We start from the raw sequence: 14,500 nt of genomic DNA, 5'->3' as shown, positions 1-14,500 counted from the left end.
GATGGTTCAGGAAACTCGTTCGCGCGTCGCGGAGGTTGAGCGACTAACGCGCGAGACCGAGGTGAAGGTGTCGGTGGACTTGGACGGCACCGGCCTCACAGAGGTGGAGACGGGCATCGGTTTCTTTGACCACATGCTGACGGCGTTGGGGCGGCATAGCCTCATCAACCTGGAGGTGTGCGCCAAAGGCGACCTGGAGGTTGATGGGCATCACACGGTGGAAGACACCGGCATTGTGCTGGGGCAGGCTTTTAGCCAGGCGCTTGGCGATAAGCGCGGTATTCGCCGGTTTGGCTCTGTTGCGCTTCCTATGGACGAGGCGCTGGTGCTGGTGGCTGTTGATGTGTCGGGACGTGGGCAGTTGCACTGGGATGTGGATGTGCCGCCCGTGATGATAGGGGCGTTCGACGCGTCTTTGGCTAAAGAGTTTTTTATCGCGTTTGCGACTGCTGCGGGTGTGACGTTGCATGTGCGCAGCTTGGCGGGCGAAAACGCGCACCACATGGTGGAGGCCGTGTTTAAGGCTGTCGCGCGCGCTGTGCGCGAGGCGGTGGAGCCCGATCCGCGCATGGGTAACGCGCTGCCCAGCACGAAGGGCGCGCTCTGATGGCCCCGCGCATTGCTGTTGTCGATTACCACAAAGGAAACCTCAAAAGCGTCGAGCGCGGTCTTGCGGCGGCGGGGGGCAAGGTGTGTGTTACCGACAACCCTGCTGCTATCGCGCAGGCTGATGCTGTGGTGTTGCCAGGCGTGGGTGCGTTTGCCGATGCGGCTGCCACCATGGCGGCGCTCGGGCAAACCGACGTCATCCGCCGCCGCATCGCGGATGGCGTGCCGTTCCTTGGTATTTGCCTGGGGATGCATCTGCTGTTTGAAGAAGGCGTAGAAGGCGCGCCTGACGAGGATGACGAAGCGTCCTCTCGCAACGCCCGCGGTTTGGCCGTGCTACCGGGCGTGGTGACCAAAATGCCTCGCGTTGATGCAAAAGGTCTTACTTACAAAATTCCCCACGTTGGTTGGAACACGGTGGTTCCGCCGGCTTGTCAGCCGACGGAACCACTCGACGCTGCGAACTTCCCTTCTTTGCTGTTCGCGGGTATTGCCCCTGGTGAGTATTTCTACTTCACGCATGGTTATATCGCGCCATCGGGGCCGTTCGTCATTGGGGAAACAACGCACAGCGTGGCCTTTCCGAGCGCCGTGCAGTACGGGGATGTTGCATTCGGCGTGCAGTTTCATCCGGAGAAAAGCTCAGATGCCGGCGCGCAGCTGCTGCGTAACTTCGTATCCATTGTGAAAGGGGCGTGAGTGCCGTGCATCTGCTTCCAGCCATTGATATTTTAGGGGGCAAGGCCGTCCGGCTTGCCAAGGGCGACTACGATCGCGTGACGGTCTATCACGATGATCCCGCTGCCCAAGCGCAGGCGTTCGAGGAAGAGGGAGCCTTGTGGCTGCACGTGGTGGACCTTGACGGAGCGCGCTCGGGCATGCCGGAAAATATCGCCATCATCGAGCGCATTTTGCGAAAGACCCTGCTCAAAGTGGAAGTGGGTGGTGGCATCCGTTCGCTTGACACCGTAGCGCGCTTGGCCGATGCGGGTGTTTCGCGTGTGGTGCTGGGCACCTCGCTTGTAACCGATCCTGCGTTTGCCGAGGCCGCCGTGGCAGAATATGGCGCGCTGCTCACGGCCGGCATCGACGCGAAGGGCGGGGAGGTGGCCGTGGCGGGTTGGCGCGAGGGCGCGGGCGTGGCAGCCGAGGAGCTGGCGCGCCATGTGGCGCAGCTGGGGTTTCGGCACCTCGTGTACACCGACATCGCGCGCGACGGCATGCAGACGGGCATAGATCCGCAGGCGTACGTGCGTATGGCGGAAGCGTTCGGGCGCCCGGTGATCGCCTCGGGCGGTGTGGCCGGCGTGCGCGATATCGAGCGGCTTGGCGAGGTTGCCGGCAGCATAGAGGGCGTCATCGCAGGGCGTGCCGTGTACGAAGGCGCGCTTTCGGTGGCCGAGGGCGTGCGCGCCTGCGAGGAGGCCACCCGTGCCGCCGACGCGGCCGCTGTGGCCGCGAACCCCTGCGGGATGGGGGTTTCGTCGGTCTGACGGCCGACGAAGCGGGCCGACGCTTCTCGCCGACCTGGCCGGACCTGTTCGATATCGAAACGAGAGAAGGGCGGTGCAATGCTAGCCAAACGCGTGATCCCCTGCATGGACGTCAAGGACGGGCGTGTGGTCAAGGGCGTCAACTTCGTGAGCCTGCGCGACGCGGGCGATCCCATCGAGCTTGCGCAGCGCTACGACGAGGAGCGCGCCGACGAGGTGATATTCCTCGACATCACGGCCACAAGCGACGACCGCGCCACCACGGTGGAGCTGGCCAGCCGCGCGAGCGAGCAGCTGCACCTGCCGTACTGCGTGGGCGGGGGTTTTCGCAGCGTGGCCGACATCCGCACGATGATCGCCGCCGGCGCCGACAAGGTGTCGGTGAACTCGGCCGCCGTGGCCAATCCGGAGCTCATCACGAGCGCGGCCGCCGCGTTCGGCAGCCAGGCCATCCTGTGCGCCATCGACGCGAAGCACGTTGCGGGCGCGGGCGACAAATGGGAGGTCTACGTGCACGGCGGCCGGGTGGCCACGGGCATCGATGCCGTGGCCTGGGCGCGGGAGGCCGCTCGGCGCGGGGCGGGGGAGATACTGCTCACCAGCATGGACCGCGACGGCAGCCGCGAGGGCTTCGACTGCGCGCTCACCCGCGCGGTGGCGCGCGCCGTGGACATCCCCGTCATCGCAAGCGGCGGCGTGGGCAAGCTCGAGCACTTCGCGCAGGGCATCCTGGAGGGCGAGGCCGACGCCGTGCTGGCCGCGAGCGTGTTCCACTTCGGCGAGCTTTCGGTGCGCCAGGTGAAGGAGCACATGCGCGCCCAGGGCATTCCCGTCAGGCTGTAGGAGGACTCGTCGTGGATCTTTCCAAGCTCGCTTACAACGACCAGGGCCTCATCCCGTGCATCGTGCAGGATGCGGACACGCTCGAAGTGCTCATGATGGCGTGGATGAGCGAAAGGTCGCTTGCGCTCACGCTTGAACGCGGCGAGACGGTGTTTTGGAGCCGCAGCCGGCAAGAGCTCTGGCACAAGGGCGCCACCTCGGGAAACGTCCAGAAGATCGTGGAGCTGCGCTACGACTGCGATGCCGATGCGCTGCTGGCCCTTGTGCATCCCGCCGGCCCCGCCTGCCACACCGGCGCGCGCTCCTGCTTCTACCGCGCGCTTGCGCCGGAGGCGTAAGGGGGCTTTGCGGCCCCGCCTTGCGCGCTCGGCTCGCGCGTGCGCGTGCATCCCGCGCGCCGCCCTCCGCCCGCGCTTCCCGCAGCGCTCCCCGCCTTGCGCCTCCTGCGCCATCCTCCATCGCAACTACACGATTGGGCAGGGCTTTCGGCTTGAATCGCGCGCGATCATGCGCTACCATGGCCGATAAGTTCCTTTTTGTCTTCCAAGAAAGAAACCCCATCGCATTGCATTTCAACCTGTGACCCTTGCGCGCTTCCGCGCGCTTCCCACTGGAAAGCCTACGCATAAGGAGGATTGGGTGAAGTTTTTTCTTGACACCGCCGACCTGGACGAGATCGAGGAGGCGGCAAGCTGGGGCGCCCTTGCGGGCGTGACCACGAACCCCACGCTGTACGCGCGCACGGGCGGCAAGCTGTCCGATTTCCACAACCACATCAAGCGCATCTGCGACATCGTGGACGGGCCGGTTTCCGCCGAGAGCGTGGCCATGACGCGCGAGGAGATAGTGCGCGACGGCCGCGAGCTGGCCGAGATCGCCCCGAACGTGGTGGTGAAGGTGCCGACGATGGTGGAGGGCCTGGCCGCCACGCGCACGCTCGCCGACGAGGGTATCCCCGTCAACATGACGCTGTGCTTCAGCGTGCCGCAGGCCATCTTGGCCGCGCGCGCCGGCGCCCGCTACATCAGCCCGTTCGTGGGCCGCTTCGACGACATCTCCGAAGACGGCCTCGAGCAGCTGTCCAACGTGGTGTCGGCCATCGGCGGCTACGACTTCTCCGAAAGCACCGTGAACCACGAGCAGGTGGAGATCATCGCCGCGTCCATCCGCAGCGCGAACCACGTGACGCAGGCCGCCCTCATGGGAGCCGACATCGCCACGGTGCCGTTCGCCGTGCTCAAGAAGATGGTCCAGCACCCGCTGACCGACCGCGGCTTGGACGCCTTCATGAAGGACTGGGAGAAAGTGCAGAACGCATGAGCGAAAACGTTGCATCGACCGAGGCGGCGCCCGAGGCCGCAGCACCCGCTCCGCGCCGGCGCCGTTCCGTCGGCACGGGGGCGAAGTCGTCCAAGGCCAAGGCTGCCTCCGCCGACCGCTCCGAGAAGGCGGAGGGCGCGGCGGAGCGTCCCGAGAGGCAGGCGCGCACTCCCCGCAAGTCCGTGAAGGCGCCGGGCAAGGACACCTCCCAAAGCGCCGGGCAGGGCAAGCGTCAGGCCCAGGGCGGCAAAGGCGGGCCGGGCCAGGGCGGCCGCCAGAAGCAAAACGGCAACCGCCAGAAGCAAAACGGCGGCAACGGCAACCAGGGTCCGCGCCGCCAGCGCCGCCAGCACGGCAACCAGGGTCCGCGCGAGGTGCAGCCCAGCGTGTCGCGCGAGGAGCTGGCAAAGCTCAAGGTGGCCGAGCTGCGCGCGAAGGCCGCCGAGCTGGAGCTGGACGTGACGGGCCTGAAGAAGGCCGAGCTTGTGGAGGCCGTGTTCGCCGCCTGCGTGAAGGCCGAGGGCTTCATCGAGGTGTCGGGCATCTTGGACATCCTCGCCGACGGCTACGGCTTCCTTCGCACGCAGGGCTACCTGCCCAGCGAATCGGACTGCTACGTGGGCTTGTCCACCATCCGCCGCAACGGCCTGCGCAAGGGCGATCTTGTGGCCGGCCAGACGCGCCCGGCGCGCGAGAACGAGAAGTACGCGGCCATCCAGAAGGTGACGTCCGTCAACGGCGTGCCCGCAGAGGAGCTGGGCAACCGCGTGCGCTTCGGCGACCTCACGCCGGTGTACCCGGACGAGTGCCTCACCATGGAGCACGGCAAGAACACCGTCACCGCGCGCGTCATCGATTTGGTGAGCCCCATCGGCAAGGGTCAGCGCGGCCTGATCGTGAGTCCCCCGAAGGCCGGCAAGACCACCATCTTGAAGGATATCGCGGCCTCCATCAGCGCCAACAATCCCGAGGTGCACCTCATGTGCCTGCTTGTGGACGAGCGCCCCGAAGAGGTCACGGACATGCAGCGCTCCATCAAAGGCGAGGTGATCTCCTCCACGTTCGACATGCCCACCGAAAACCACATCGCCGTGTCGGAGCTTGTCATCGAGCGCGCGAAGCGCCTTGTGGAATGCGGCAAGGACGTGGTCGTCTTGCTGGACAGCCTCACGCGCCTTGCGCGCGCCTACAACCTGGCGCAGCCGGCGTCGGGCCGCATCCTGTCGGGCGGCGTGGACTCCACGGCGCTCTACCCGCCGAAGAAGTTTTTGGGCGCCGCGCGCAACATCGAGGGCGGCGGCAGCCTCACCATCTTGGCGTCGGCGCTGGTGGAGACGGGATCGAAGATGGACGAAGTCATCTTCGAGGAGTTCAAGGGCACCGGCAACATGGAGCTTAAGCTTGACCGCAACCTGGCCGACCGGCGCATCTTCCCGGCCATCGACCCGGTGGCCTCCGGCACGCGCAAGGAGGACTTGCTGCTCGATCCGCAGGAGGCGCCCCTCATCTGGGCCGTGCGCCGCATCCTGGCCAACACCAACTCCACCGAGCGAGCCATGGACATGCTCATCAAGTCGCTCAAGCAAACCGAGACGAACCAGGAGTTCTTGGTGCGCACCGCCAAAAAGGCCCAGCACACCAAAAACGACGGCATCGTGGAGTTCTAAAAGGCATTTGTCACGCCGCCGTCACCGAAGCGGAGGCGAGTCGTTCTATAATGGAGCGAACCGTGCGGAGCCGCGCTTTCGAGCGCGGCCCCGCAGCGCATGAGAGCCGTTGAGTACCGACCCCGTCCAAGGAGGGCCGATGTCCCAAGACAACAGCAATTGGCAGCAGCAGGTGTGGCAGCAGCCGCCCGCCCAGCCCGCGCCCCCGGTTGGCGCACCCTACGCCTACCAGCCCGCGCCGCCCAAGAAGAGCCGGGGGTGGATTGTGGCGTTGGTGGCCGTGGTGTTGGTGTTTGCCCTGATGGCCATGGGCATGTGGTCATGCACGTCCGTCATGTCCTCGTCCATGGGGTCCTTCGGCGCCTCCGCGGTCTCCGATGCGGACCTCCTTTCCTCCGACGCCGTGGGGGTCATCGACATCGACGGCGCCATTCAGTACGACGGCACCGTCTGCTCTCCCGAGGGCCTGAAAGAGCAGCTGGACCGCGCCGCCGACAACCCCCACATCAAGGCCGTGGTGCTGCGCGTCGATTCGGGCGGCGGCACGGCGACGGCGGGCGAGGAGATGTCCGCTTACGTGCGCGAGTTCTCCGAGGAGACGGGAAAGCCGGTGGTGGTGTCCAGCGCGTCCATGAACGCGTCCGCCGCCTACGAGATATCGTCCCAGGCCGACTACATCTTCACGGCCAAGACCACGGCTATCGGGGCCATCGGCACGGCCATGCAGATCACCGACCTTTCGGGGTTGCTGGAGAAGCTGGGCATCAGCGTGGACAACGTCACAAGCTCCGACAGCAAGGACTCCAGCTACGGCATGCGCCCGCTCACCGAGGAGGAGCGTGCCTACTACCAGAACATGGTCGACCAGATCAACGAGACGTTCATCCAGACCGTCGCCGAGGGTCGCGGCATGACCGAGGACGAGGTGCGCGCGCTGGCCACCGGCCTCACGTTCACCGGCATGGAGGCGGTCGAGAACGGCCTGGCCGACGAGCTGGGCACCAAGGAGGACGCGGTGGAGAAGGCCGCCGAGCTTGCCGGGATCTCCCGTTACTCCACGGTTTCTTTGGAAAGCTCCTCGAACAGCCTTTCCGGGCTGCTCGACCTCATGATGCTGGACAGCGAAAACGCGTCGGTCGAGAGGATCGCCGACGCCTTGAAGGAGTTGGACGGCGATGGCAACGTCATCCGCTAAGGGCGGACGCCCCTCCTGGCCCAAGCGGGCCGTCGTCACGGCGGGCATGCCCTACGGGAACAAGCCCCTGCATTTCGGTCACATCGCCGGCGTGTTCGTGCCGGCCGACGCGTTCGCTCGCTTTCTGCGCGACCGCATAGGCGCGGACAACGTGCGTTTCATCAGCGGCACGGACTGCTTCGGCTCGCCCATCAACGAGGGCTACCGCAAGCTGGTGGAGGCCGGCGAGTTCGACGGCACCATAGAGGAGTACGTGCGCGCGAACCACGACGCGCAGAAGGCGACGCTTGAGGCCTACGGCATCAGCCTGGACATATACGAGGGATCGGGCCTGGGCTACGCGGGAAGCGTGCACCAGCTGATCAGCGAGAAGTTCATAGAGAAGCTGCATGAGAACGGGCATCTGCAGCGCCGCAGCACGTTGCAGTTCTACGATGCGGAGGCGGGCACGTTCCTCAACGGCCGGCAGGTGACGGGGCGCTGCCCGGTCCAGGGATGCAAGTCCGAGCACGGCTACGCCGACGAGTGCGACCTGGGGCACAGCTACGCGCCCGAGGACCTCATAGCGCCCAAGTCCTCCCTCACCGGCTCCGTGCCCGAGATGCGTCCCGTGGAGAACTGGTACTTCGACCTGCCCTCCTTCGCGGGATTCTTGCGCGGGTTCGTCGACGATCTCGAGGCCGACCAGGAGGTGCGCGCCATCGTGCCCAAGACGCTCAGGGAGTTTTTGGCGCCGCCTGTCATCTACGTCAAAAACGAGCTGCGCGACGCCTACGAGGGCATTGCGGCCGACCTGCCGCCGCATGAGCTGCGCGAGCCCGAGAAGGGCAAGCAGAGCTTCGAGATAGAGTTCTTTGACATCGACGCCCGCGACGCCGCGCGCGAGGCGCTTTCCCGCGCCGGCATCCGCTTCCGCACGGGCAAGGCGCTCGTGCCCTTCCGCATCACGGGCAACATCGAGTGGGGCGTGGCCGCTCCGGTCATCGACGGGCTGGAGGGGCTCACCGTGTGGTGCTGGCCCGAGAGCCTGTGGGCGCCTATGTCGTTCACCATGGCCGTCAACGACCAGATGGGCCTGCCGCGCGGCAGCTGGCGCGACTGGTGGTGCTCGGAGGACGCCGAGGTGTACCAGTTCATCGGGCAGGACAACCTGTACTTCTACGGCGTGGCGCAGCCCGCGCTCATCGAGGCGCTGCGCCCCGGCGACATCATGACGCCCGGCCCCACGGACCGGCCCATCCGCCAGACCAGGCTCATCGCCAACCACCACATCCTGTTCGGGGACAAGAAGGCCTCCTCGTCCGGCGCGGTGAAGCCGCCTGCGGCCGACGAGCTGCTGGAGCACTACACCGTCGAGCAGCTGCGCGCCCACTTTTTGGCGCTTGGGCTGGACCAGAAGTCGGTGGGCTTCAAGCCCAAGCCCTACCTGGCCTCCCCCGAGGAGCTGGACGATCCGCGCGTGGCCGATCCGGTGCTCAAGGAAGGCGCGCTGCTCACCAACGTGTTCAACCGCCTGGCCCGCAGCTGCTTCTACGAGGCCCAGAAAAGCTTCGAGGGCCACTTGCCCTTGGGGAAGGTGTCGCCCGAGGCGCTGGACAAGGCGCACGAGACGATGCGCGCCTACGAGTCGGTCATGCACCGCGCCGAGCTGCACACCGTCATGTCCATCATGGACGAGTTCATCCGGTGGGCGAACAAGCACTGGTCCGACGGCATACGCGCGGCTGAGAACGAGGGGGACGAGGCGGCCCGCCGCCAGGTGCTTGTCGACTCGTTTTACCTGCTGCGCGTGGCCACGCTGCTCATGCACCCGGTTGTGCCCGCGGCCACCGAGAAGATCTGCGACTACCTGAGCTTCGAGTTCGACGACTTCTTCAGCTGGAACTACGACTTCGACAACGTGGACGAGCTGTGCAGCGCCGGCGAGATCACCGAGGGGCGCCATCGCATCCGCCAGCTCCCTCCGCGCTTCGACTTCTTCCAGAAGCACCCGAGCCAGCGCCGATAGGGGCAGCGGTGCTTCGCGTGGACATCTACACCGACGGGGCGGCCCGGGGCAATCCGGGCCCGGGCGGCTACGGGGCCGTCCTGCGCTTCGTGGACCGCAACGGGCGCGTGCACGAGAAGGAGCTTTCGCGGGGCTTCGAGCGCACGACGAACAACCGCATGGAGCTTCTGGGGGCCATCGCGGCGCTCGAGGTGCTGAAAAGCCCCTGCGAGGTGACGCTCTACACCGACTCCCAATACGTTGCCAACGCGTTCAACCAGCACTGGGTGGACGGGTGGCTCAAGCGCGGCTGGAAGAACGCGAAGAAGGAGCCCGTCAAGAACGAGGATCTGTGGAAGCGCCTGCTTGCGGCCAAAAGCCCCCATCGCGTGTCGTTCGTGTGGGTGAAGGGGCATGCCGGCCATCCCGAGAACGAGCGGTGCGACCGGCTTGCCACGGCGGCCGCCGACGGACCGGGCCGTGCAATTGACGAGGGCTTTCCGGGCTAGGGCTTAGGGCTTGGGCGACTCGGCCGCCTTGCGTGCCCTCACCGCTCAACCGCTTTAGCGATGAGCTTGCGCAGCTCGTCGATGCCGACCCCCTTCGCCGACGAGCAGGCGATGATCGGCACGTCGGCGTCCAGGCCAAGCTGGCGCTTGACGGCCGCTTTCTGCCTTTGGCGCTGCTGGTTGCTGATCTTGTCGGCCTTCGTCAGCGCCACGGCGAAGGGAAGCCCCGTCTCCTGCAGGAAGGACACCATGCTCACGTCCAAATCGGATGCAGGATGCCTGATGTCGATCAGGCTGATCACCAGCGCCATGTCGCGCTCCTGGTTGAAATAGCCCTCGATGAGCTCCGACCAGCGGCCCTTCTCGGCTTTCGACACCTTGGCGTAGCCGTATCCCGGCAGGTCCACGAAGCGCACCCCTTCGCACGTGAAGAAGTTGATGGTGGAGGTCTTTCCCGGCGTCTGCGACACCTTGGCCAGGCTTTTGCGATTGAACAGCTTGTTGAGCAAGGATGATTTTCCCACGTTCGAGCGGCCGGCGAAGGCCACTTCCGGCATGGTGGAGGGTGGCAGCTGGGAAGAGATGCCGAACGAGCGCTCGAAGGCGACGTTGTTGATGTTCATGAGGGCTCCTTGGGGTCCTGCCCGCGCCCGGGCGGGGCGGGGCGCGCGTCCGCCCATGGTAGCGCACGGAAGCGCGTTTGGCGCGCGCCGTGCGGGAAAACCCGCGGCTTTCCACGCTTTGGAGCGGCGAAGCGGCGGGCTTCCCGTTTCCGGGCAAGTGCGCGAAAGGGCCTCGTGCCGGGTTGGTCGCCGCCCGCGAAACCGCGCATCGGGGGCGTACGGTGCGGTTCGGAGGCGGCGGTTCGCGCGCGTCCGCTCGTGGCCCCCTGGCGGGCGTGAAGAACGGCGCGCGCCAGGCGTCCGCTTGCGGCGCGCCTTCGCTCAACGGCGCTTGCGGCCCGTGTACATGGCCAGGGCCATGCAGGCGAGCGCTGCCCATGCCCAGAACCGGTGCTGCTTCATGGCGTCTCCCTCCTTTCGGCTTCGGCGCGGCCCGCTCGGCGCGCGGGCCGCTGGGTGCGGAGAAGTTTCCCTTCGTTGACTTCTTTCGGGAAAGCAATTATCCTTTAAAAGTTAGTAGTATGCAACTTCAAAGCGAGGCTGCACGAGGGCGGGAAACCGCAGGAAAGGGGTTCGCATGGACTTTCCCAAAAGGAGCGGATGGCTGGTCGGCGCAGGGTTTTTGCTGGGCACGCTGGGCGTGAAGGCGCTCACCAGCCCCACGGCCAAAAAGTGCTACGTGCAGGGGGTGGCCACGGGGCTGCGCGCCAAAGCGGCCTACGAGGGCATCGTCGAGCAGGCCAAAGCCGAAGTGGACGACATCGTGGCCGAGGCGAGCTACCTCAACGCTTGCGCCATGGCGCCTGCGGAGGCGCCCGAGGACGGGGCCGAGCAGCCCAAGAAGGCCCCGAAAGCCGGCGGCTCCAAGGCCGCGAAGTAGTCCGCCATGGACTATGTCGTGGTGAGCGAGGTGCCGGGCCGGCTGCGCGTCAAGCTGGCGGGCCCGGTCCCCGCCGCCGACCTTGACGCGCTGCATCGGGCACTGGCGTCGTGCCCGCTGGTTGACCGGGCGACCGTCTACCCCCGCATCGGCAGCGTCGCCCTGGCGTACCGGCGCGCCGAAGGGGCTTACGAGCGCGTGCTCGCCCATTTGGACGGGCTTGACGCCCAGGCGGTCGAGCGGGAGCGATCGGGATTGGGTTTGGAGCTGGCGCCGCGCTCGCAAGCGCTGCTCATGGATCTGGCGGTGCTTGCGGGTTCGCACTTCGCGCGGCGCTTGCTCCTTCCCAAGCCCGTGGCGGCCCTCGTGACGCTTTGGCGCTACCGGCGGTTTTTGGCGGCGGGTGCGCGTTCGCTGCTCAGCCGCCGCCTGGACGTCCCCGTCTTGGACGCTGCGGCCATCGGCGTGTCGTTTCTCAAGCGGGACCCCAAGACGGCCGGGCAGACCATGCTTTTGCTTGATGCGGGCGAGACGCTGGAGGAGTACACGCGCGCCCGCTCGGAGGGCGCGCTCGTGAACGCGCTGCTGGACCTTCCCGAGACGGCTCAGCTTCTTGACGGCGGCCAGGAGCGCCAGGTGCCCGCTTCGGCGCTGGCGCCGGGGGACCTCGTGGCCGTGCGCACGGGCATGCCCGTGCCGGCGGACGGGCGGGTGGTGCGCGGCACCGCGCTCGTGAACCAGTCCACGCTCACCGGCGAGCCTCTGGCCGTGGAGCGCTCGGCGGGCGACGACGTGTTCGCCGGCACCGCTGTGGAGGACGGCGAGGTCGTCGTGGAGGTGAGGTCCGCTTCGTCCGAGACGAAGCTGCGCTCCATCGTGTCGCTGGTGGAGCTGTCCGAATCGCAGAAGTCGCAGGCCCAGTCGCGCATGGAGCGGCTCGCCGACCGCATCGTGCCGTGGAGCTTCCTTCTGGCCGGGGCGGTGGCGCTTCTCACCCGCAGCCTGGAGAAGACCTCGGCGGCGCTCATGGTGGACTACTCGTGCGCTTTGAGGCTGACCAGCTCCATCGCGGTGCTCTCGGCCATGAGCCAAAGCGCCCGGGCCGGCTTCACCGTCAAGGGCTCGAAGCACTTCGAGGCCATGGCCGTCGCCGACACCGTCGTGTTCGACAAGACCGGCACGCTGACCGAGGCCACGCCCGAGGTCGGCTGCGTGCTGGCGCTGGACGGATGGAACCGCCGCGAGGTGCTGCGGTTGGCGGCGTGTCTGGAAGAGCACTTTCCGCATCCGGTGGCGCGCGCGGTGGTGCGCGAGGCGGCGCGGAAGAACCTCAGGCACCGCGAGCGGCACGCCGAGGTTGACTACATCGTGGCGCACGGCATTGCCTCGTCGCTTGGGGGCAAGCGCGTGGTCATCGGCTCGGAGCACTTCGTGGTGGGCGACGAAGGGGTTCCCGTTTCCGAAGAGCAGCGGGCGCGCGTGGCCGCCGAGACGGAGGGCATGTCGCCTCTGTACCTGGCCGTGGACGGCGAGCTGGTGGGGGTCCTCGGCATCCGCGACCCGCTGAAGGAGGGCGTGGCCCAGGCCGTGGGGGATCTGCGCGCGCTCGGCTTCGAGCGCGTGATCATGCTCACGGGCGACAACGAGCGCACCGCCGCCCTCATCGCCAAGGCGGCCGGCGTGGGGGAGTTCGCGGCCAACCTGCTCCCGGAGGACAAGCACGCTTTCGTGGAACGGCTCAAAGCCGAGGGGCGGCGCGTGGTCATGGTGGGCGACGGCGTGAACGACGCCCCCGCGCTTTCCCTGGCCGATGTCGGGATAGCCATGGGGCAGGGCACCGCCGTGGCCAAGGAGGTGGCCGACATCACGTTGGCGGGCGGCGATCTGGGCGCCATCGTGGCGCTGCGACGCATGAGCATGGGGCTGATGGAGCGTTTGGACGCCTCCTTCAAGGAGGTCGTGGGCATCAACACGGCGCTTCTGGCGGCCGGCATCGGCGGCGTCGTCTCGCCGCAGGCCTCCTCCCTTCTGCACAACGCCTCCACCGTGGCGCTCAGTCTGCGAAACAGCGCGGCGTATCCGCGGTAGGGCCGCGCAGGGCGGCCGGGCGAGGGGCGCGCTCGTCGGGCGGGTCCCTCGCGCGTCGCAGCGCCGCGGCCGGCGGCTCCGGCGGCCTTCTCGCGCCTGACCTTGTGCGATGACCTCGCGCGAGCCTCCTGCGGGACTTCTCCGCATCACGGCCCTTGCAAATCTTTGGAGGCGTGGTACAATTCAACGGTTTCTGATTACGCATGCTCGTGCGACCCGCTCCGCCAGTGGCCAACCGGAAAAGGCTGCGGAAGCAGGGGATGACCGCGGGCAGAGGACTAACGAATGGAGAGAGTCATGACGAAGGTCAGCATTCAGACGCTGCTCGACGCCGGCGCGCATTTCGGGCACCAGACCCGCCGCTGGAACCCCAAGATGAAGCCGTACATCTTCGGCAACCGCGGGGACATCTACATCATCGATCTCAAGCAGACGCTCGTGGGCTTGGACAACGCCTACACCTTTGTGTCCGAGATCGCCCGCAAGGGCGGCACCGTGCTGTTCGTGGGCACGAAGAAGCAGGCTCAGGAGGCCGTGGCCGACGCCGCCAACCGCTGCGGCATGCCCTACGTGAACGCCCGCTGGCTCGGCGGCATGCTGACGAACTTCGTCACCATCCGCTCCCGCGTGACCCGCATGGAGGAGCTTGAGGCCATGGAGGCCGACGGCCGCATGGCGCTTCTGCCCAAGAAAGAGCAGATCCTGCTGCGCAAGGAGCTTTCCAAGCTGCAGACCAACCTCAACGGCATCCGCAACATGAAGCGCGTGCCCGACGCCGTGTTCGTGATCGACACGAACCGCGAGGAGATCGCCATCCGCGAGTCCCGCCGCCTGGAGATCCCCGTGGTGGGCACGCTCGACACGAACTGCGATCCGGACGATGTGGACTACGGCATCCCCGCCAACGACGACGCCATCCGCTCGGTCCGCCTGCTGGCCGACTTCGTGGCCGACGCCGTGCTCGCGGGCGTGGGCGTGCCGGTGACGGCAGCCGAGATGGAGGGCGCCGCCGCGCCCGCCGAGGAGGCGCCTGCCGCGGCCGAGGAGACGGTCGTGGAGGTTGTCGAGGAGGTTGCGGTTGCCGAGGCTCCGGCCGAGGCCGCCGAGTAAACGCGTATCGAACGAACGCGTCCGCCCGCCGCACGGGGGCGGACGCTCGCCGTTTCCGCGCGCTTTGGGCGCGCGGTGCCAAGAGAAAGGGAACAACGTGGCTGACATCACCGCTTCCATGGTCAAGGAGCTTCGCGAGATGACCGGCGCCGGCATGATGGAGTGCAAGAAGGCGC

The 14,500-nt window shown here is 67.0% G+C and carries 14 protein-coding genes; 13 read left to right on the top strand and 1 reads right to left on the bottom strand.

Annotation, left to right across the window (positions count from 1 at the left end):
* Position 1: 1 nt before the first annotated feature.
* The 10 genes from hisB (at position 2) to rnhA (ending at position 9,623) form a co-directional block, all read left to right on the top strand.
* A complete protein-coding gene (gene hisB, locus ACWKY3_RS05590) occupies positions 2-607 on the top strand; it encodes an imidazoleglycerol-phosphate dehydratase HisB (RefSeq protein WP_449315438.1) in 606 nt (201 codons plus the stop codon).
* Complete coding sequence (gene hisH, locus ACWKY3_RS05585; protein WP_449315437.1) at positions 607-1,308, top strand: imidazole glycerol phosphate synthase subunit HisH; 702 nt, start codon at positions 607-609, stop codon at positions 1,306-1,308. The genes hisB and hisH overlap by 1 nt, the downstream gene beginning before the upstream one ends.
* 5 nt (positions 1,309-1,313) lie before the next feature.
* Positions 1,314-2,102 carry a 1-(5-phosphoribosyl)-5-[(5-phosphoribosylamino)methylideneamino]imidazole-4-carboxamide isomerase gene (gene hisA / locus ACWKY3_RS05580; RefSeq protein ID WP_449315436.1) on the top strand — a complete coding sequence of 263 codons (789 nt, stop codon included), beginning with the start codon at positions 1,314-1,316 and terminating at the stop codon, positions 2,100-2,102.
* A gap of 78 nt (positions 2,103-2,180) precedes the next feature.
* Complete coding sequence (hisF, locus tag ACWKY3_RS05575; RefSeq protein ID WP_449315435.1) at positions 2,181-2,945, top strand: imidazole glycerol phosphate synthase subunit HisF; 765 nt, start codon at positions 2,181-2,183, stop codon at positions 2,943-2,945.
* A gap of 11 nt (positions 2,946-2,956) precedes the next feature.
* Positions 2,957-3,283 (top strand): phosphoribosyl-AMP cyclohydrolase, encoded by a 327-nt coding sequence (hisI, locus tag ACWKY3_RS05570; RefSeq protein ID WP_449315434.1) that lies wholly within the window; start codon positions 2,957-2,959, stop codon positions 3,281-3,283.
* A gap of 301 nt (positions 3,284-3,584) precedes the next feature.
* A complete protein-coding gene (fsa, locus tag ACWKY3_RS05565; RefSeq protein WP_449315433.1) occupies positions 3,585-4,265 on the top strand; it encodes a fructose-6-phosphate aldolase in 681 nt (226 codons plus the stop codon).
* Positions 4,262-5,932 (top strand): transcription termination factor Rho, encoded by a 1,671-nt coding sequence (gene rho, locus ACWKY3_RS05560; RefSeq protein ID WP_449315432.1) that lies wholly within the window; start codon positions 4,262-4,264, stop codon positions 5,930-5,932. The genes fsa and rho overlap by 4 nt, the downstream gene beginning before the upstream one ends.
* 139 nt (positions 5,933-6,071) lie before the next feature.
* The gene (sppA, locus tag ACWKY3_RS05555; RefSeq protein WP_449315431.1) at positions 6,072-7,127 is read left to right on the top strand and encodes a signal peptide peptidase SppA; all 1,056 of its coding nucleotides are present in this window, start codon (positions 6,072-6,074) and stop codon (positions 7,125-7,127) included.
* Positions 7,108-9,135: a methionine--tRNA ligase gene (locus ACWKY3_RS05550; protein WP_449315430.1), complete on the top strand. Its 2,028-nt coding sequence runs from the start codon at positions 7,108-7,110 to the stop codon at positions 9,133-9,135. The genes sppA and ACWKY3_RS05550 overlap by 20 nt, the downstream gene beginning before the upstream one ends.
* A gap of 8 nt (positions 9,136-9,143) precedes the next feature.
* Positions 9,144-9,623 (top strand): ribonuclease HI, encoded by a 480-nt coding sequence (gene rnhA / locus ACWKY3_RS05545; protein ID WP_449315429.1) that lies wholly within the window; start codon positions 9,144-9,146, stop codon positions 9,621-9,623.
* Between the two features lie 38 nt (positions 9,624-9,661).
* On the opposite strand, the gene yihA is transcribed toward rnhA, so the two are convergent.
* Positions 9,662-10,246 carry a ribosome biogenesis GTP-binding protein YihA/YsxC gene (gene yihA, locus ACWKY3_RS05540; RefSeq protein WP_449315428.1) on the bottom strand — a complete coding sequence of 195 codons (585 nt, stop codon included), beginning with the start codon at positions 10,244-10,246 and terminating at the stop codon, positions 9,662-9,664.
* A gap of 577 nt (positions 10,247-10,823) precedes the next feature.
* Between yihA and ACWKY3_RS05535 the strand changes: the two genes are divergently transcribed.
* From ACWKY3_RS05535 to rpsB, 3 genes are all read left to right on the top strand, one after another.
* On the top strand, positions 10,824-11,126 hold the full coding sequence (locus tag ACWKY3_RS05535) for a DUF6110 family protein (protein ID WP_449315427.1): 303 nt from the start codon (positions 10,824-10,826) through the stop codon (positions 11,124-11,126).
* Between the two features lie 6 nt (positions 11,127-11,132).
* Complete coding sequence (locus tag ACWKY3_RS05530) at positions 11,133-13,214, top strand: heavy metal translocating P-type ATPase (RefSeq protein WP_449315426.1); 2,082 nt, start codon at positions 11,133-11,135, stop codon at positions 13,212-13,214.
* A 285-nt stretch (positions 13,215-13,499) separates the two neighbouring features.
* Positions 13,500-14,324 carry a 30S ribosomal protein S2 gene (gene rpsB / locus ACWKY3_RS05525; RefSeq protein WP_449315425.1) on the top strand — a complete coding sequence of 275 codons (825 nt, stop codon included), beginning with the start codon at positions 13,500-13,502 and terminating at the stop codon, positions 14,322-14,324.
* Positions 14,325-14,500 lie beyond the last annotated feature (176 nt).

The organism is Rubneribacter sp. (assembly GCF_965361815.1).
Note: the sequence above shows the minus strand (reverse complement) of the source record. Positions and strands in the feature narration are given on the sequence as shown.